Genomic DNA, 20729 nt, shown 5'->3' with positions numbered 1-20729 from the left:
CACCACACCATGTCGTCGTCGATCGAGGACCGCATCGCCGCGCTGCCCCCGCACCTGCGCGAGCAGATGCGCCGCCGCCTCTCCGGCCGCTCGCAGCAGGCCGACGCCATCAGACCGGCCGACCGGACCCGACCGTTGCCGCTGTCGTTCCCGCAGCAGCGCCTGTGGTTCCTGGACGGCTTCCAGCCCGGCGGCTCCGGCTACAACAGCGCGCTGGCGCTGCGCCTGACCGGACACCTGGACGTGGCCGCGCTGACCGCGGCGCTGACCGGGCTCGTCGCGCGCCACGAGTCGCTGCGCACCACGCTCGACGAGGTCGACGGGGTGGGTGTGCAGGTCGTGCACCCGCCGTTCGACCTCGCCCTGCCGGTGGCCGAGTCGCCAGGGGATCTGGACGAGCTGCTGGTCGAGGAGTACTCCCGACCGTTCGACCTGCGGCGCGGCCCGCTGGTGCGCGCGTTGCTGGTGCGGCTGGCGCACGACGAGCACGTTCTGCTGGTCACCGCGCATCACGTCGTCACCGACGGCTGGTCGATGGGCGTGCTGACCGAGGAACTGGGCGAGCTGTACGGGGCGGCCGTCGACGGGCGGCAGGCCGCGCTGCCCGCGTTGCCGCTGCAGTACGCCGACTTCGCCGCCTGGCAACGGGAACGGCTGTCCGGTGACGCGTTGCGCGGCCAGGTCGAGCACTGGACGCGGCGGCTGAGCGGCACCACTCCGCTGGAGCTGCCCACCGACCGGCCGCGTCCGCCGGTGCGCACCACGAACGGTGCGACGCACGCGTTCACCGTCCCGGCCACGACCACCGCGGCGTTGCGCGCGCTCGCCCAGGAACGCGGCACGATCCTGTTCTCCGTGCTGATGGCCGGGTGCCAGGCGCTGCTGGCCCGCTACGCCGGCCAGGACGACGTGGCCGTGGGCACCGTGACCACCGGTCGCGACCGCCCCGGGCTGGAGCGGCTGGTCGGGTTCTTCGTCAACACCGTCGTGCTCAGGTCCACAGTGGACAGCAGGGTGTCGTTCGCCGAGTTCCTGGACCAGGTCAAGGAGAACGTCAAGGAGGCGTACGCCCACGACGAGGTCCCGCTCGAGCACGTGGTCGACGCCCTGCGCACGGACCGCGACGTCAGCCGCAACCCGTTGTTCGACGTGATGGTGCTGCTGCAGAACGCCGAACGCACCCCGCCGCGGTTGCCGGGCCTGGTGGTCGAGAGGGTCGGACTGGCCCGGCGGGACGCCATCTTCGACCTGACCGTCGAGTTCCAGGAACGGGACGGCCTGCTGGACGGGGTGGTGGAGTACAACACCGACCTGTTCGACGCCGCCACGGTCGAGCGCTTCTCCGCCCACCTCGTGCGGCTGCTCGACGGCGTGGCGACCGAACCGCACCGGCCGGTGGGGGAGCTGCCGTGGCTCTCGGAGGCCGAACGAGACCAGGTGCTGGTGGGCTGGAACGAAGCCCATCGCGCGCCGGTCGAGGCGACGATCCCCGGCCTGTTCGCCGAGCAGGTGCGCCGGACGCCGGACGCGCTCGCCGTGATCTCCGGCGACGCGGCCCTCACCTACGCCGAACTGGACGCGCGGGCCAACGGGCTCGCCCGTGAGCTGGTCGAGCTAGGCGTGCGGCCGGAGGACCGGGTGGGGCTGCTCGTGGAACGGTCCGCCGACCTGGTCGTCGCCGAGCTGGCGATCGTCAAGGCCGGAGCGGCGTACGTGCCCCTCGACGGCCGGGCGCCGGCCGACCGCATCCGGCGGGTCGTCGACGACTCCGGGATCGCCGTCGTGCTCACCGATGCGCGCAACGAGAACCTGGTCAGCTCCGTCCACACCGTACGGCTCGACGGTGACCGGAGCGGCGCGGCCGATCCCGCCGTCGTGGTGCACCCGGACCAGCTCGCCTACGTCATGCACACCTCCGGGTCCACCGGCACGCCGAAGGGCGTGGCGGTGCGGCACCGCGACGTCGTGTCGCTGGCACTGGACTCCCGTTTCGACGGCGGGGCTCACGACCGCGTGCTGCTGCACTCGCCGTCGGCGTTCGACGCCTCCACCTACGAGCTGTGGGTGCCGCTGCTGCGCGGCGGTCAGGTCGTGGTGGCACGGCCGGGCGACGTGGACGCCGACGCGATCAGGGACGCCGTCGCTCACGGGGTGACCGCGATCTGGTTGACCGCGGGTCTCTTCCGGCTGGTCGCCCAGGAGGCGCCGGAGGCGTTCGCCGGGCTGCGGGAGGTGTGGACCGGCGGTGACGTGGTGCCCGCCGCGGCCGTGCGCGGTGTGCTCGACGCTTGCCCCGGTCTGACCGTGGTCGACGGCTACGGCCCGACCGAGACCACGACGTTCGCCACGTCGTTCCCGATGACGGACACCGTGCCCGATGTCATCCCCATCGGCCGGCCGTTGGACGGCATGGCCGTCTACGTGCTCGACCGGGGGCTGCACCCGGTTCCCGCCGGCGTGCCGGGGGAGCTGTTCCTCGCGGGCGCCGGCGTGGCCCGCGGCTACCTCGGACAGCCGGGCCTGACCGCCGAGCGGTTCCTGCCCGACCCGTTCGGCCCGCCCGGCTCCCGCATGTACCGCACCGGCGACATCGGCCGCTGGCGCGCGCACGGCGTGGTGGAGTTCGTCGGCCGCACCGACGACCAGGTCAAGATCCGCGGCTTCCGCGTCGAGACCGGGGAGATCGACGCCCTGCTCGTGCGCCACCCCGGCGTCGCCCAGTCGATCACCGTCGCCCGCGTCGACGACGGCCGCAAGCAGCTCGTCGCCTACCTCGTGCCCGCGGCGGGCACGGTCCCGGCCCACGCCGAGCTGCGCACGTGGCTCACCCGCGAGCTGCCCGACTACATGGTGCCGTCGGCGTTCGTGGAGCTGGACGCGCTTCCGTTGAGCGGCAACGGGAAGGTCGACCGCCGGGCGCTGCCCGCACCCGAGGCCCGCACGGCGGCCGACCGCCACGTCGAGCCCACCACGCCGGTCGAACGGGAGCTGGCGCGCGTCTGGGCCGAGGTGCTGCGCGTCGACCGCGTGGGAGTCGAGGACAACTTCTTCGAGCTGGGCGGCGACTCCATCCTCAGCATCCAGCTCGTCGCCCGCGCCCGCCGGGCAGGCCTGCGGTTGTCGTCCAAGGACGTCTTCCTGCACCCCACCGTCGCCGAGCTGGCCGCCGTCGCGACCGCCGTGGCCGACCAGGCGCCGGACGCCCCGGTCAGCGGTCCCGCGCCGCTGACGCCGATCCAGGAGTGGTTCTTCGAGACCGCGCCCGCGAACCCGCACCACTTCACCATGTCCACGCACGTGGAGCTGACGCCTGACGTGGACGAACGGGCGCTCGCCACCGCCGTGGACGCCGTGGTGGCGCACCACGACGCGCTGCGCACCCGCTTCCGCCGCGACGGCGACCGGTGGGTCCAGGACATCTCGCCCACTCCGCCCACCGGCGTCCTGCAGGTGCTGACCGGCGTTGATGACCACACCTGCGACGAGGCCGCCCTGGCCGCCCAGTCGAGCCTCGACCTCGCCGAAGGCCCACTGCTGCGAGCGCTGCTGTTCCGCCTCGGCGACGGCCGCTGCCGGCTTTTCCTGACCGTGCACCACCTCGTCGTGGACGGTGTGTCGTGGCGCGTGCTGCTCGACGACCTCGACACCGCCTACCACCAGGTGCTCCGCGGTGAGCCGGTCGCGCTCGAACCGGTGACCACCGCGTTCGCCACGTGGACCCGCCGGCTGGCCGACCGGGTGCGCGCGGGTGAGCTGGACGCCGACCTCGACCACTGGACCGGCTTCGCCGCCTCCGCCCCCGCCGAGATCCCGGTGGACCGCGACGGCGACCCCGCCGAGGACGTCCGGTCGGTGACCGTGCGGCTCAGCGCCGCCGACACCGGCGCGCTGCTGCACCAGGTGCCGGGCGTCTACCGCACGCAGGTCAACGACGTGCTGCTCAGCGCCCTCGGCCGGGCGCTCGCCGGCTGGACCGGGCACGACCGCGTGCTGGTCGGCCTGGAGGGCCACGGGCGCGAGGACGTGCCCGACGACCTCGACCTCTCCCGCACCGTCGGCTGGTTCACCAGCCAGTTCCCGCTCGCCCTGCACGTGCCGCAGGGCGACTGGGGCGGCGTGCTGAAGTCGGTGAAGGAGCAGGTGCGCGCACTGCCACGCCGCGGCCAGAGCTACGCGGCGCTGCGCTACCTGTCCGCTCCCGGCTCCCCGGCGGCGGTGCTGCGGGACGACCCGCACCCGTTGATCAGCTTCAACTACCACGGCCAGTGGGACGTCGCGTCCGAGGACGACGGGCTCGTTCGCGCTCGCCGCGCCCCGCTCGGCCGGGACAGCGCGCCCGGCAACGCCCGCGCGTACCTGGTCGACGTCGTCGGACTGGTGGAGAACGGCCGGTTGGAACTCACCTGGCTGTACTCCGGCGGCGTGCACGACGAGTCGACGGTGCGGGCCGTGGCCGAGGCGATGATGAACGGGCTGGCGGAGATCGTGGCGCATTGCGCCGAGCCGGGTGCCGGCGGCCGCACGCCGTCGGACTTCCCGTTGGCGCGGTTGGACCAGGCGGCGGTGGACCGGTTGGCCGGCACCGGTGCCGAGGTCGAGGACGTCTACCCGCTGACGCCGCTGCAGGAGGGAATGCTCTTCCACGGCTTGGCCGATCCGTCGTCCACCGCCTACTTCGACCAGGTGCGCCTGCGGTTGACCGGCGTCACCGACGGACGAGCTCTCGCGACCGCGTGGCAGCGCGTCGTCGACCGCACGCCGGTGCTGCGCGGCGCACTGGTCTGGGATGGTGTCGAACGACCCGTGCAGGTGATCCACTCGCACGTCGGCCTGCCGACCACGCACCACGACTGGCGCCCGCTGTCGGAAGAGGACCGCGAACGCGAGCTGGAAGCGCTCGCGGCACAGGACCTCGACCTGCGCCGGGCACCGCTGATGCGGATCGACCTGGCCCGGTTGTCCGACGACGAGGTGCTGCTCGTCTGGACGTTCCACCACGTGCTGCTGGACGGGTGGAGCCTCGCGCAGGTGTTCGCCGAGGTGTGCGAGCAGTACCGGGCGATCACGGCGGGCAGCGCGCCGGAGGTCGTGTCCCGGCGGCCGTTCCGCGACTACCTGCGCTGGCTGGACGCGCAGGACCGGTCCGACGCCGAACGCCACTGGCGTGAGGTGCTGGCGGGCTTCTCCGCGCCCACCGCCCTGCCCTACGACCGCCCGCCCGCGCGTGACCACGCCACCGAGTCCTCCACGGCGGTGCCGGTGGCGCTGACCGCCGAGCAGACCGACCGGTTGCGCCGCACCGCTCGCCGCCACGGCCTCACCGTCAACACCGTGGTGCAGGGCGCGTGGGCGTTGCTGTTGTCGCGCTACAGCGGTGAGTCCGACGTCGTGTTCGGCACGACGGTGTCCGGCCGCCCCGGTGAGCTGCCGGGCGTGGAGCAGATGATCGGCCTGTTCATCAACACCGTGCCGGCCAGGGTCGCGGTGCGCGCCGACGCCGAGGTCGCGACCTGGCTGGGCGAGGTGCAGGCGGCGCAGACGGAGTCGCGCCGGTTCGACTTCGTGTCGCTGGCCGACCTGCGGTCGTGGAGCGACGTCCCGGCGGGGTCGTCGTTGTTCGACAGCGCCGTGGTGTTCGAGAACTACCCGCTCAACGACGTCGCCGAGGTCGGCGGCATCCGGGCGGCCGAGGTGCAGGCCCGCGACACCACGACCTTCGCGCTCACCCTCAGCGCCGTGCTCGACGACCGCCTCCGCCTGGACCTGGCCTACGACCCGCACCTGTTCGACACCGGCACGGCCCACCGCCTCGCCGACCGCCTCCTGCTGCTCGTCGACGCCATCGCCGCCGACTCGGCACGACAGGTGTCCGAGTTGCCGCTGATGACCGGCGACGAGCGGCACCAGGTCCTGGTGGAGTGGAACGACACGGCCACCGAGGTGACGGAGAAGTCGGTCGTCGAGGTGTTCGAGCGCCAGGTGCGGTCCACTCCGGACGCGGTCGCGTTGGTGGTGGGGGATCGGTCGCTCTCGTTCGCGGAGTTGAACGCGTGGGCGAATCGGGTGGCGCGGGCTTTCGTCGCGTCGGGCGTGGGTCGCGAACGTGTGGTGGCGTTGTCGTTGCCGCGGTCGGTCGAGTTCGTGGTGGCGTTGCTGGCGATCTGGAAGGCCGGCGGGGTGTACCTGCCGGTCGACCCGTCGCTGCCGGCAGACCGGGTGGAGTTCCTGCTGCAGGACGCGAACCCGGTGCTGGTGGTGCGCGGCGAGCTGCCCGAGACGGACGGCTCGACCGACCTGGAGCCGGTGGATCCGGAGCAGGCGGCGTACGTGATCTACACGTCCGGTTCGACCGGGCGGCCCAAGGGTGTGGTGGTCGAGCACGGCAGTCTGGTGAACCTGCTGGTGAACCACCGCGAGGACTTCGTGGCCGGGAACCGGTTGCGGGTGGCGTTGTCGGCGGTGTTCTCGTTCGACACGTCGCTGGAAGGCATCGTGCTGATGGCCGATGGTCACGAGTTGCACGTGCTGGACGAGGACGTGCGGCTCGACCCGTCCGCGCTTGTGCGGTACGTGCGTGATCGCCGGATCGATTTCCTCGACCTGACCCCGTCCTACGCACGACAGCTGGTGGAGGCCGGGCTCGTGGACGGCGAGCACCGGCCGAAGGTGCTGATGCTGGGCGGCGAAGCGATCGGTGACGACCTGTGGCGGCGGCTGGCGGACGTGCCGGGCACCGCGAGCTACAACTTCTACGGCCCGACCGAGTCCACAGTGGACGCGCTGTCCGGCCGGATCACCGGCACCGGGCGACCGGTCGTGGGACGCCCGCTGTCCAACACGCGGGCCTACGTGCTGGACGAGGACCTGGAGCCGGTTCCCGTCGGCGTGCCGGGGGAGCTGCACCTCGCGGGCGTCCAGCTCGCCCGCGGCTACCTCGGCCGTGCGGGCCTGACCGCCGACCGGTTCCTCGCGGACCCGTTCGGCGCGCCCGGTGACCGCATGTACCGCACCGGCGACCGCGTCCGGTGGCTGGCCGACGGCACCCTGGACTACCTGGGCCGCACCGACGACCAGGTCAAGATCCGCGGCTTCCGGATCGAGCCCGGCGAGGTCGAGGCCGCGCTGACACAGCACCCCGACGTCCGCGAAGCCGTGGTCATCGCACGGCAGGACGAGGGACATCAAAGGCTTGTCGCCTACGTGACGGGTACCGCGACCGACCTGCGGACGTGGCTGGGCCAGCGGTTGCCCGATTACCTCGTGCCGGCCGCGTTCGTCGAGCTGGACGCCATTCCGCTGAACGCCAACGGCAAGGTCGACCGCCGCGCCCTGCCCGCGCCCGACTTCACCGGGGCGCGCACCGAGCACGTCGCACCGCGCACGGACGTGGAACGCGAGGTGGCGGCCATCTGGTCCGAGGTGCTGGGCGTGCCCGGCATCGGTGTGCGGGACGACTTCTTCGAGCTCGGCGGCGACTCCATCCTCAGCATCCGGGTGATCTCCCGGCTGCGGGCCGCGTTCGACGTGGAGATGTCGCCGCGGGCGCTGTTCAGCCACCCGACCGTCGCCGGGATCGCCGCGCTGGTCGCGGAGTCGGCGCAGGCCGGGCTGGCCGAGATCCCCGTGGTGCCGCGCGACGGCGGCCTGCCGCTGTCGTTCGCCCAGCAGCGGTTGTGGTTCCTCGACGAGTTCGAACCCGGAGGCGTCGAGTACCTGACGCCGTCGATCCTGCGGCTGCGCGGCCCCCTGGACGTCGACGCCCTGAACGCGGCGCTGACGACGCTGGTCGCGCGGCACGAGTCGCTGCGCACCACCTTCGAGACCGTCGACGGACGCGGTGTGCAGGTCGTGCACCCGCCCCGGCCTGTCGAGGTGCCGGTGGTGGACGTCACCGAGCAAGAACTGGCACACGTCCTGACCCGCGAGACCACCACGCCGTTCGACCTGCGGCGCGGCCCGCTGGTGCGGGTGCTGCTGGCGCGGCTGGGCGAGGACGACCACGTGCTGTCCCTGGTGCTGCACCACATCGTCACCGACGGCTGGTCCAACGGCGTGCTGCTCGGTGAGCTCGGCGCCTGCTACGAGGCCGCGACGGGTGGCGGGGAAGCGGAGCTGCCCGGCCTGCCCGTGCAGTACGCCGACTTCGCGGTGTGGCAACGGAACTCCTCGACCGAGGAGGTGCTGCGCGAGCACCTGGCGCACTGGCGTCGCGCGCTCGACGGCGTGCGGCCGCTGGAACTGCCCACCGACCGGCCCCGGCCGGCGACCCGGGACAAGCAGGGCGCTCTCGTGCACTTCCAGGTGCCCGCCGAGGTCACCGACCGGCTCAGGGCGTTGGCCCGCCGGCACGACGGCACGCTGTTCATGGCGCTGGTCGCCGCGTGCCAGGCGGTGTTCTCCCGGTGGTCCGGGCAGCGCGACGTCGCCGTCGGCACGGTCGTCTCCGGCCGCGACCGCACCGAGCTCGAGGGGCTGGTCGGGTTCTTCGTCAACACGCTGGTGCTGCGCTGCGACGTCGACCCGCGCGAGGGCTTCGGCCACCTGCTCGGCCAGGTGCGGGAGACGGTGCTGGACGCCTTCGCCCACCAGGACGTGCCGTTCGAACGGGTCGTGGACGAGGTGCACCCCGTGCGCGACCCCAGCCGCACCCCGCTGTTCCAGGCGATGGTCGTGCTGCAGAACACGGGCGGCGACGAACCGCGCCTGCCCGGTCTGCGGGTCGAGGAGCTGCCGCCGCCGTCGGTCGCGGCCGGTTTCGACGTGTCGTTCCAGTTCCAGGAGGTCGACGGCCGGCTGGAGGCGGTGCTGACCTACGACACCGCGTTGTTCGACACCGCCACGGCCGAGCGGCTGGTGGCCCACGTCGGCGTGCTGCTCGACGGCGCGACCGCCGAACCCGACCTCGCCGTGGCCGACCTGCCGCTGCTCACCGACGACGAGCTCGTGGACGTGCTGGAGAGGTGGAACGACACCGGTACCGCCGGCCCGGTACCGGCCTACCACGAGGTCTTCGGGGACCGCGCCGCCCGCACTCCCGACGCGACCGCGCTGGTCGACGGCGCGCGGTCGTGGACCTTCGCCGAGCTCAACGCCGACGCCAACCGGATCGCCCACCACCTGATCGCCGCGGGCGTCGGGCCGGAGTCGGTGGTGGCACTGGCGTTGCCCCGCTCGGCCGAGCTGGTGCTCGCGATCCTGGCCGTCCTCAAGGCCGGCGGCGCGTACCTGCCGGTCGACCCGCAGCACCCGGCGGAGCGGATCGCGTTCGTGCTCGACGACGCCCGGCCGGTGCTCGTGGTGGTGGCGGACGGCAGCGTCCACGGCGACCTGCCGCACGTGCGGCTCGACGACCCCGCCGTGGGCGCTCGTCCGGCGACCGATCCGTCCGACGCCGACCGCACGGCGCCGCTGCGGCCGGAGCACGCCGCCTACGTCATCTACACCTCCGGCTCCACCGGCCGTCCCAAGGGTGTCGTGGTCGAGCACCGCAACCTCGCCGCGCTCGTCGCGGACCACCACGCCCGCCTGCTGCCCCGGGACGGCCGCGTCCTGCGAGGCATCGCCACCGCCGCGTACACCTTCGACGCCTCCTGGGAGGGCCTGCTCCTGCTGGCCGCGGGCCACGAGCTGCACCTGCTCGACGACGACGTCCGGCTCGACCCCCGGGCCGTGGTCGAGCACATCGCCCTGCACGGCATCGACTTCCTCAGCTGCACCCCGTCCTACCTGCGGCAGCTCCTGCCGGAAGGAGTGCTGGAACGGCCGCTGCTGCTCGCCCTGGGCGGCGAGGCCGTCGGCGAGCCGCTGTGGCGTGCGCTCGCCGAGGCCGACGGCGTCACCGCGGTGAACCTCTACGGCCCCACCGAGTGCACCGTGGACTCCGTGTGGACCGAGATCACCGGCCGGGACCTGCCGGTGATCGGCACACCGGGGCAGGGCCTGCGCGCCTACGTGCTCGACGCCGGGCTGCGGCCCCAGCCGGTCGGCGTGCCGGGCGAGCTGCACCTGGCCGGTGACCAGGTGACGCGCGGCTACCTGAACCGGCCGGGCCTGACCGCGGACCGGTTCGTCGCCGACCCGTTCGGGCCGCCCGGCAGCCGGATGTACCGGACCGGCGACCTGGTCCGCTGGACCGCCGACGGCGTGCTGGAGTACCGGGGCCGCGCGGACGACCAGGTCAAGATCCGCGGTTACCGCGTCGAGCCCGGCGAGGTGGAGGCCGCGCTGGCCGGCCTGCCGGGGGTGGCGCAGGCCGTGGTCGTGGCCCAGGAGGTCGAACCGGGCACCCACCGCCTCGTCGGCTACGTCGTGGGAACCGTGGAGGTGGACGAACTGCGGGCGCGGCTGAAGCTCCGGCTGCCCGACCACCTGGTGCCGTCGTTGTTCGTGCTGCTCGACGAGCTGCCCACGACCGACAGCGGCAAGGTGGACCGCCGTGCCCTGCCCGCTCCCGACGCCGGCGGGGCGCAGGACCACGTGGCGCCGCGCACCGCCGTCGAACGGGAGCTGGCGCGGGTCTGGGCCGAGGCGCTGCGCGTGGACCGCGTCGGCGTGCACGACAACTTCTTCGGCCTGGGCGGCGACTCGATCCTGAGCATCCAGGTCGTGTCGAAGGCCCGCCAGGCCGGCCTGGAGCTGGCCACCCGGGACCTGTTCACCCACCAGACCATCGCCGAGCTGGCCACCGTCGTCCGCACGGACGAACCGAGGACCGAGCTCCCGGAGATCGCCGGGCCGGCGCCACTCACGCCGATCCAGCGGTGGTACCTCGATTCCCACACCGACGACCCGCACCACTTCACCATGTCGGTGCACCTGGAGCTGGCCGACGACGTCGACGTGGCCGCGGTGACGCGCGCCCTGGCCGCCGTCGTGGCGCACCACGAAGCCCTGCGCACCCGCTTCACCCGCGTGGACGGTGAGTGGGTCCAGGACGTGGCCGACGCCGCGGTCGAGCTCGAACGCCACGACGTGTCCACAGTGGAGGAAGAAGCTCTCGTCACCGCCGCCCGGGCCGGGCTGGACATCACCCGCGGTCCGGTGATGCGCGCGTTGTTGTTCTCCGGCAAGCGGTTGAGCCTCGTGGTGCACCACCTCGTCGTCGACGGCGTGTCGTGGCGCATCCTGCTCGGCGACCTGGAGACCGCGTACCGCCAGGCAGTGGCGGGCGAGCGGATCATCCTCGACCCGGTCGGCACCCGGTTCACCCAGTGGGCCCACCGGCTGGCCGAACACGTGCGCTCCGGCGCGTTCGACGCCGAACTGCCGCACTGGGCCGCCGCGCTCGACGTGCCGGGCGACGTGCCGGTGGACCGCGACGGCCTCAACACCGCCGGATCCACGCGCGTGGTGTCGGTGCGGCTGGGCAGGGAGCACACCGACGCCCTGCTGCACCGCGTGCCGGACGTCTACCGCACGCAGGTCAACGACGTGCTGCTCAGCGCGCTCGGCCGGGCCCTGTCGGCGTGGACCGGACGGGACCGCGTCGCCGTGACGATGGAGGGCCACGGCCGTGAGGACGTGCTCGACGGCGTGGACACCTCGCGCACGGTCGGCTGGTTCACCACGCAGTACCCGGTCGCGCTGACCGTGCCCGCCGGCGACTGGGGCGTGGTGCTCAAGTCGGTGAAGGAACAGCTGCGCGCCGTGCCCGGCCGCGGGTTCGGGTTCGAGGCGCTGCGCCAGCTCCGCGCGAACTCCTTGACCGGGTCCGCGTTGCCCCCGGTCAGCTTCAACTACCACGGCCGGTTCGACGTGGCGGCGGCCGAGGAAGGCCTGGTTCGCGGCCGCCTGGACGACAGGGGAGCCGACTCGGCCGCCGACAGCCCGCGGCCGTTCCAGCTCGACGTCGTCGGCGGCGTGGAGGACGGCGAGCTGGTGCTGTCCTGGTTCTACTCCGAGCACCTGCACGACGAGTCGACCGTGCGGACCGTGGCCGAGGCCGTGGTGCGCGGGCTGGCGGAGATCGTGGCGCATTGCGCCGAGCCGGGTGCCGGTGGCCGGACGCCGTCGGACTTCCCGCTGGCGCGGCTGGACCAGGCGGCGGTGGACCGGTTGGTCGGCACCGGTGCCGAGGTCGAGGACGTCTACCCGCTGACCCCGCTGCAGACCGGGATGCTGTTCCACACGCTGGTGGACGACACGTCGACCGCCTACTCGAACCGGTTCCGGCTGCGGCTGTCCGGGGTGTCCGACCCGGACGCGCTGGCCGAGGCGTGCCGCCGGGTCGTGAACCGCACTCCGGTGCTGCGCGGCGGCGTGGCGTGGGAGGGCGTCGAGGCGCCGGTGCAGATCGTGCGCCACCGCGTCGACGTGCCGATCACCGTGCACGACTGGCGCCACCTGCCGGTCGAGGAGCACGACGCCTCGGTGGGCGGCGAGGAGCTCGACCTCACCACACCACCGTTGCTGCGCCTGGCCGTCGCGCGACTCACCGACGACGAGGTGGCGCTGTTCTGGACCGCCCACCACGTGCTGCTGGACGGGTGGAGCTTCGCGCAGGTGCTGGCCGAGGTGTGCGAGCAGTACACCGCCGTCGTGCGCGGTGCGGAACCGGAGCTCCCGCCGCGGCGGCCGTTCCGCGACTACCTGCGGTGGCTGGCCGCGCAGGACACCGCGGCGGCCGAACGGCACTGGCGTCAGGTGCTCGCCGGCGTCGAGGCGCCGACCCCGCTGCCGTGGGACCGCTCGCCGGTCCAGGCGCACCGCGCGGAGTCCAGTGCGTCCGTCCACGTCGAACTGGACGCCGGCCGCTCGGCCGCCCTGAACCGGGTCGCCCGCGCCGGCGGGCTGACCGCCAACACCGTGGTGCAGGGTGCGTGGGCGTTGTTGCTGTCGCGCTACAGCGGTGAGTCCGACGTCGTGTTCGGCACGACGGTCTCGGGACGCCCGGCGGAACTGCCGGGCATCGGGTCCATGGTCGGCATGTTCATCAACACCGTGCCCACCCGTGTCCGGGTCGACCTGGGCGCTCCGGTGCTGCCGTGGTTGCGTGACCTGCAGGCGGCGCAGACGGAGTCGCGCCGGTTCGACTTCGTGTCGCTGGCCGATCTGCGGTCGTGGAGCGACGTCCCGGCGGGGTCGTCGTTGTTCGACAGCGCCGTGGTGTTCGAGAACTACCCGGTGGACGAGCTGCTCGACGACTCGCAGGGCGTGCGGGTGCTGGAGGTCGAAGGCGCCGACACCACCAGCTTCCCGCTGGCCCTCAGCGCGAACCTCGGCGACCGGCTGCGCCTGGAGCTGGACTACGACCCGCGGCTGTTCGACGCCGCCACGGTCGAACGCCTCGCCGCCCGTCTCGCGGTGGTGCTGGAGGGCATCGCGACCGACCCGGCCCGTGCGCTCGGCGAGCTGCCGTTGATGACCGACGACGAACGCCGCCAGGTGCTCGTGGAGTGGAACGCCACCGACGGCGAGGTGTCGGCGCAGTCGGTCGTGGAGGTCTTCGAGAGCCAGGCGGAGGCCACGCCGGACGCCACCGCCCTGGTGGTGGGGGATCGTTCGTTGTCGTTCGCGGAGCTGAACGCGTGGGCGAACCGGGTGGCGCGGGTGTTCGCGGCCTCGGGGGTGGGGCCGGAGCGCGTGGTGGCGTTGTCGTTGCCGCGGTCGGTCGAGTTCGTGGTGGCGTTGCTGGCGATCTGGAAGGCCGGTGGGGTCTATCTCCCGGTCGACCCGTCGCTGCCGGCAGACCGGGTGGACTTCCTGCTGCGCGACGCCGCACCGGTGCTGGTGGTGCGCGGGTCGTTGCCGGGCGCCGACGACCAGGACGCCTCGAACCCGGCTCGGGTGCGCGGCGACCACGCCGCCTACGTCATCTACACCTCCGGCTCCTCCGGGCGGCCCAAGGGTGTGGTGGTCGAGCACGGCAGTCTGGTGAACCTGCTGGTGAACCACCGCGAGGACTTCGTGGCCGGGAACCGGTTGCGGGTGGCGTTGTCGGCGGTGTTCTCGTTCGACACGTCGCTGGAAGGCATCGTGCTGATGGCCGACGGCCACGAGCTGCACGTGCTGGACGAGGACGTGCGGCTCGACCCGTCCGCGCTCGTGCGGTACGTGCGCGACCGCCGGATCGACTTCCTCGACCTGACCCCGTCCTACGCACGACAGCTGGTGGAGGCCGGGCTCGTGGACGGCGAGCACCGGCCGAAGGTGCTGATGCTGGGCGGCGAAGCGATCGGCGACGACCTGTGGCGGCGCCTGGCGGACGTGCCGGGCACCGCGAGCTACAACTTCTACGGCCCGACCGAGTCCACGGTGGACGCGCTGTCCTGCCGGATCACGGCCGATGCCCCCGTCGCGGTCGGCCGGCCGTTGCTGAACGTGCGTGCCCACGTGCTGGACGAGCAGCTGCGACCGGTCCCCGTCGGGGTTCCGGGCGAGTTGTTCCTGGCCGGTGCGCAGCTCGCTCGCGGGTACCTCGGCCGTGCGGGCCTGACCGCGGACCGGTTCCTCGCGGACCCGTTCGGCGGCCCGGGGGAGCGGATGTACCGCACCGGTGACCGGGCGCGGTGGCTGGCCGACGGCACGCTGGACTACCTGGGCCGCACCGACGACCAGGTCAAGATCCGCGGCCACCGGGTCGAACCCGGCGAGGTCGAAGCCGTGCTGTCCCAGCACCCCGGCGTGCGCGAGGCCGTCGTGATCGCCCGCCGGGTCGACGGGCACCAGCGGCTCGTCGCCTACGTGACTGGTGCGACGGCGGACCTGCGGCCGTGGCTCGCGGACAGGGTGCCCGACTACCTGGTCCCGTCGGCGTTCGTCGAGCTCGACGCGATTCCCCTCAACGCCAACGGAAAGGTGGACCGGCGCGCGCTGCCCGAACCGGACCTGCGGGCCGCGGCCCCGGCCTACCGCGCCCCGCGCACCCCGGCCGAGGAGCGGGTCTGCCGCATCTGGGCCGACGTGCTGGGCGTGCCGCGGGTCGGGCTCGACGACAACTTCTTCGAGCTCGGCGGCGACTCCATCCTCAGCATCCGGGTCGTGTCCCGGCTGCGCGCCGAACTGGACGCGCCCGTGTCGCCGCGCGTGCTCTTCACCTCGCCGACGGTCGCCCGGCTGGTCGAGGAGATCGGGGCGGGGACGGGAGCGGCCGAGGACGTCATCCCGAGGACGTCGCGCGACGGTGCCCTGCCCCTGTCGTTCGCGCAGCAGCGGCTGTGGTTCCTCGACCAGTTCGAGCCGGAGAGCACCGACTACCTGTCGCCGTCGCTCCTGCGGCTGCGCGGTCCCCTGGACGTCGACGCCCTGAACGCGGCGCTGACCGCGCTGGTCGCGCGGCACGAGTCGCTGCGCACCACCTTCGACGGCGTGGACGGGCAAGGCGTGCAGGTCGTGCACCCGCCCCACCCCGTCGAGGTGCCGGTGCTCCACGTGCTCGGCGGCGAGGACGGTCTCGCCGAGGTGCTGGAGCGGGAGAGCACCCGTCCGTTCGACCTGGCTCGAGGCCCGCTGCTGCGGCCGTTGCTGGTGCGGGTGGCCGAGGACGACCACGTGCTCCTCCTGCTGGCGCACCACATCATCACCGACGGCTGGTCCAACGGCGTGCTGACCGCCGAGCTGAACGCGCTCTACCGCGGTGAGGCGCTGCCCGACCTGCCGATCCAGTACGCGGACTACGCGGCGTGGCAACGGGAACGGCTCACCGGGCCGCTGGCCGACGAGCAGCTCTCGTTCTGGCGGGACCGGCTCGCCGGCGTCACCCCGCTGGAACTGCCGACCGACCGGCCCAGGCCCGCCGTCCGCACCAACCGCGGCGCGGTGCACCTGTTCACCCTGCCCGTCGACGTCGCCGAAGCGCTCAAGGCACTGGCGCGGCAGCAGGACGGCACCCTGTTCATGGCGCTGGTCGCCGCGTGCCAGGTGCTGTTCGCCCGCTGGTCGCGGCAGGACGACATCGCCGTGGGCACGGTGACCTCCGGCCGGGACCGCGCCGAGCTGGAGGGCTTGGTCGGGTTCTTCGTCAACACGCTGGTGCTCAGGTCCACTGTGGACGGATCTGCGACGTTCCGCGAGTTCCTCGGCGAGGTCCGGGGTGGTGTGCTCGACGCGTTCGCCCACCAGGACGTGCCGTTCGAGCGCGTGGTGGACGAGCTGAGGCCGGACCGCGACACCAGCCGGACCCCGCTGTTCCAGTCGATGGTGATCCTGCAGAACACCCCCGACGCCGTGCCGGAGCTACCCGGCCTGCGGGTCGAGGACCTGCCGTTGCCGAAGGTGGCGGCCAACTTCGACCTCACGTGGGAGTTCCAGGAGGACGACGACGCACTGCACGCGGCGGTCAACTACAACACCGACCTGTTCGACGCCGCGACCGTCGAGCGGATGGCCGGGCACCTGCGCGTGCTGCTGACCGCCGCCGCCACCGACCCCGATCGTCCGCTGGCCGACCTGCCGTTGATGGACGAGGACGAACAACGGACCGTCCTGCACGCGTGGAACGACACGGCCCACGCCGTGCCCGACGCCACCATCACGGACCTGTTCGAGGCGCAGGTGCGGCGGACGCCGGAGGCCACCGCGGTGGTGGACGGCGGCGAGGCGTGGACGTATGCCGAGCTGAACGCCCGTGCCAACCGCGTGGCGCACCGGCTGATCGCCCAAGGCGTCGGCCCCGGCCGGTACGTCGCGATCTCGTTGCCGCGCTCCGCCGAGCTGCTCGTGGCCGTGCTGGCGGTGCTCAAGGCGGGCGCCGCGTACGTGCCGGTCGAGCCGGACCAGCCCGCGGACCGGGTCGCGTTCGTGCTCGGCGACGCCCGGCCGGTCCTGGTGCTCGACGACCGCGACTTCCTGCGCGGCGAGGACGGCCGGGACGACGACCCCGGCGACCGCGACCGGACCACGCCGCTGTCCACCGGCGACGCGGCGTACGTGATCTACACGTCCGGGTCGACCGGCAGGCCCAAGGGCGTGGTCGTGGAGCACCGCTCGGTGGTCGACTACCTGGTCTGGGCGATCGAGGTCTACGGCGGTCTGCGCGGGGCGGCGGTGCTGCACTCGCCGGTCTCGTTCGACCTCACCGTCACGACGCTGTTCGGCCCGCTGCTGGCCGGCGGCCGCATCGTGGTGAGCGACCTGGACGAGGACGCGGTGCCGGTGGAGCAGGCGGCGTTCCTCAAGGCCACGCCCAGCCACCTGTCGCTGCTCGGTGCCGTGCCGGCGGAGCTGTCGCCGACCGGTGACCTCGTCGTCGGCGGCGAGCAGCTGCTGGGCGCGGTGGTCGACGAGTGGCGGCGCGCGCACCCGACGGCCGTCGTGATCAACGAGTACGGTCCGACCGAGGCGACCGTCGGTTGCATGGAGCACCGCGTCGAGCCGGGCGAACCGGTGGACCCCGGACCCGTGCCGATCGGCCACGCTGCCTGGAACACCCGCCTCTACGTCGTGGACGACCAGCTTCGGCCGGTACCACTCGGGGTTCCCGGTGAGCTGTGCATCGCGGGCGACGGCCTCGCCCGGGGCTACCTGAACCGTCCCGGCCTCACCGCGGCCTCGTTCGTGGCGTGCCCGTTCGGTGTGCCGGGGGAGCGGATGTACCGCTCCGGCGACCTGGTCCGCAGGCGTGCCGACGGCGTGGTCGAGTACCTGGGCCGCATCGACGACCAGGTCAAGATCCGCGGTCACCGGGTCGAGCCGGGCGAGGTCGAGTCCGCGCTCCTGCGGCACCCGCGGGTGGCCGAGGCCGCCGTGGTGGCCGCGGACACCGGCCAGGGCCACGCCCGCCTGGTCGCGTACTTCGTCGCCGCCGGTGAGGTGGACATCGCCGAGCTGCGCGCGTTCCTCGCGGACCGCCTGCCCGCCTACATGGTCCCGTCCGCCTTCGTCGCGGTGCCCGTCCTGCCGGTGACGCCCAACGGCAAGCTCGACCGGGCGGCGCTGCCTGCCCCGGAACCGCTCGCCGACGGGGGAAGCGAGTACGTGGCGCCGCGCACGCCGGTCGAGACCACGCTCGCCAGGGTGTGGGCGGACGTGCTCGGCGCGGAACGGGTCGGGCTGCGGGACAACTTCTTCGAGCTGGGCGGCGACTCCATCCTGGTGATCCAGGTGGTGTCCCGTGCGCGGAAGGCCGGGCTGACCCTGACCACCAAGTCCCTGTTCCGCAACCAGACGATCGAGGCGCTGGCGCCGTTCGTCACCGAGCTCGAAGCCGAACCGGTGAACACCGCCGAGGTCGTCGGCGATGTCCCGCTCACGCCGATCCAGCGGTGGTTCTTCGAGACCCGCACGACCGTGCACCACTTCGCCCAGTCCATGCTGCTGGAGCTGACCGCGGACCTGGACGAGGCGGCGCTGGAAAGCGGGCTCGCCGCCCTGATGGCGCACCACGACGCGCTGCGCATGCGGTTCGAGCACGCCGGCGGCGAGTGGCGTCAGCACAACGCCCCGGTCGAGCCGGGCGCGGTGCTGGAGCGGTACGACCTCAGCGCGATCGGTGAGCCGGAACGGCAGGCGCACATGGTGAAGATCGCCGACGAGGCGCACGCGGGCTTCGACCTCGCCGAGGGGCCGTTGTACCGGTTCGTGCTGTTCCACGGCGACGACATGCCGGCGCCGCTGCTGTTCCTCACCGTGCACCACCTCGTCGTGGACGGCGTGTCCTGGCGGATCCTGCTCGACGACCTCGACACGGCCTACCGGCAGGCGGCCCGCGGCGAGGCGGTGGACCTGGGCGCGAAGTCGACGTCGTTCCGCGAGTGGGCGGACGGGCTGACCCGGCACGTCGCCGGGGGAGCGCTGGACCACGAGGTGGACCACTGGGCGTCGGCGCTCGGCGCGGCCCCGCTACCCGTCGACCACGAGGAGCCGACGCCGGGCACCGCCGCGGCCGAGGTGCACGTGGTGCTCGACGCGCAGGACACCGACGCACTGCTGCACGACGCGCCCACGGCCTACCGCACCCGGATCAACGACGTCCTGCTCGCCGCGCTGGCGTCGGCCCTGTCCCGGTTCACCGGAGAGCGGACGGTCTCGCTCGACATGGAAGGGCACGGCCGCGAGGACGTTCTCGGCGCGGACCTGTCCCGCACGGTCGGCTGGTTCACCACGCTCTACCCGGTCGGGCTGACGCTGCCCGGCGACGGCGCCTCGTGGCGCGACCTCGTCAAGGCGGTGCGCAGGCAGCTGCGCACGGTGCCCGGCAACGGGTTCGGCTTCGGCGCGCTGAAGCACCTGGGCGCGCCGGACGTGCGGGAGCGCCTCGCGGGCAGGGGACCGCAGGTGGTGTTCAACTACCTCGGCCAGTCCGGCAGCACCACCGAGGAGGCCTCCGGAGGGCTGTACCGGACGGTGCTCGACCCCATCGGCCAGGACGGTGACCCGACCGACCGGGGACCGCACCTGCTGGAGGTGGTCGGCGGCGTGGCGGCGGGCGAGCTCCGCTTCACCTGGCACTACCAGCCGGACCGGCACGACGAGGCCACGGTGCGGCGGGTCGCGGAGGACTTCCTCGACGCCCTGCGCGGCATCGCCGCGGACTGCCGGAGCGGCCGATGAGCACCTCGTTGTCGCGCAACAGGAACTACCGCCTGCTGTGGGCGGGACAGGCCCTGTCCGAGGCGGGGGCGAGCGCGTCGGTCATCGCGCTGCCCCTGCTGGTGCTCCTGCTGACCGACTCGGCGGCGGCGTCCGGCGTGGTGCTGGGCGCCTCCGCCGCCGCGCAGCTGGTCGTCGGCCTGCCGGCCGGCGCGCTGGTCGACCGCTGGAACCGCAGGACGGTGATGCTGGTCTGCGAAGCCGTGCAGGCGCTGGCCGTGGCCCTGTTGGTGGCCGGCCTGTGGTGGCAGGCCGTCGGCGTCGAGCACGTGGTGGTGGTCGTCATCGTGCTCGGCGTCTGCCGGGCGCTGGCCGAACCGGCGGAGGAGGCACTGCTGCCCGCCATCGTGCCGGAGCCCCAGCTCCCGGACGCGGTCGCGATGAACGCCGCCCGCGGCTACCTCGGCCAGCTCTCCGGCACGGCCCTCGGCGGCCTGCTGTTCGGGCTGTCCCGCGTGCTGCCGTTCGTGGTGGAGGCGGTGACGCACGTGGCGACGTTCCTGGCGTTGCTGTTCATCCGCGTCCCGCCGCGCAAACGGGAACCGGCGCCGCTCAGCCGGTTCCACCGCGAGGTCGGCGAAGGCCTGCGCTGGGTGTGGACCCAGCCGGTGGTGCGGGTGGTCGCCTTCTGCGCTGTGGGCCTCAACCTTTTCTTCCAGGCGTTCTACCTGCTGATGATCGCCATCGCCCACCGGCAGGGCGTGCCCGCCGCGCAGATCGGGATCATGGGCGCGATGCTCGGAGTGGGCGGCGTCCTGGGCGCGCTGGTGGCGCCACGCCTGCACCGCGCACTGCGCCCGCACCGGTCGATCGTCGCCGTCTTCTGGGCCATCACCGCGCTCATCCCCGTGGCGCTGTTCCTCGAGCCGGGAATCCCGACCGGCGTGGTGTTCGCGGCCGCCGCGTTCCTGGCCCCCACCGCCAACACCACGATCACCACCTACCAGCTGCTGCTCACACCGGACGAGCTGCGCGGCAGGCTGAGCAGCGTGATGGGCGTGGCGCTGGGCATCGCCTCGATCGCCGGTCCCGCGGTCGGCGGCCTGCTGGTGGACCTGCTCACCCCCACGGCGGCCATCCTCACCTGCGCCGCCGGAGCCGGCCTGCTGACGATCTACGCCACCGCGAACCCCACCCTGCGCAGGTTCTCCCGCGAAAGCGACAGCCGGATCGGCGTTTCCGCTGAATGAGAGTGCGCGCTG

General features: G+C 73.1%; 2 protein-coding genes. Both read left to right on the top strand.

The window, feature by feature from the left end:
• Window positions 1-9 precede the first annotated feature (9 nt).
• On the top strand, window positions 10-19488 hold the full coding sequence (locus BLQ91_RS11955) for a non-ribosomal peptide synthetase (protein WP_090096876.1): 19479 nt from the start codon (window positions 10-12) through the stop codon (window positions 19486-19488).
• Window positions 19485-20717 (top strand): MFS transporter, encoded by a 1233-nt coding sequence (locus tag BLQ91_RS11950; protein ID WP_090096875.1) that lies wholly within the window; start codon window positions 19485-19487, stop codon window positions 20715-20717. The genes BLQ91_RS11955 and BLQ91_RS11950 overlap by 4 nt, the downstream gene beginning before the upstream one ends.
• The last annotated feature ends 12 nt before the right edge of the window (window positions 20718-20729 follow it).

The sequence above is a fragment of the Lentzea jiangxiensis genome (assembly GCF_900104175.1).
In the GTDB taxonomy this organism is placed as follows: domain Bacteria; phylum Actinomycetota; class Actinomycetes; order Mycobacteriales; family Pseudonocardiaceae; genus Lentzea; species Lentzea jiangxiensis.
This window is presented reverse-complemented; position numbering and strand designations above follow the sequence as displayed.

What these genes read in the sequence shown, in the direction of transcription:
- BLQ91_RS11955 (WP_090096876.1), top strand. Translation starts at nt 10, where the DNA reads ATGTCGTCGTCGATCGAGGACCGCATCGCCGCGCTGCCCCCGCACCTG.
- BLQ91_RS11950 (WP_090096875.1), top strand. Translation starts at nt 19,485, where the DNA reads ATGAGCACCTCGTTGTCGCGCAACAGGAACTACCGCCTGCTGTGGGCG.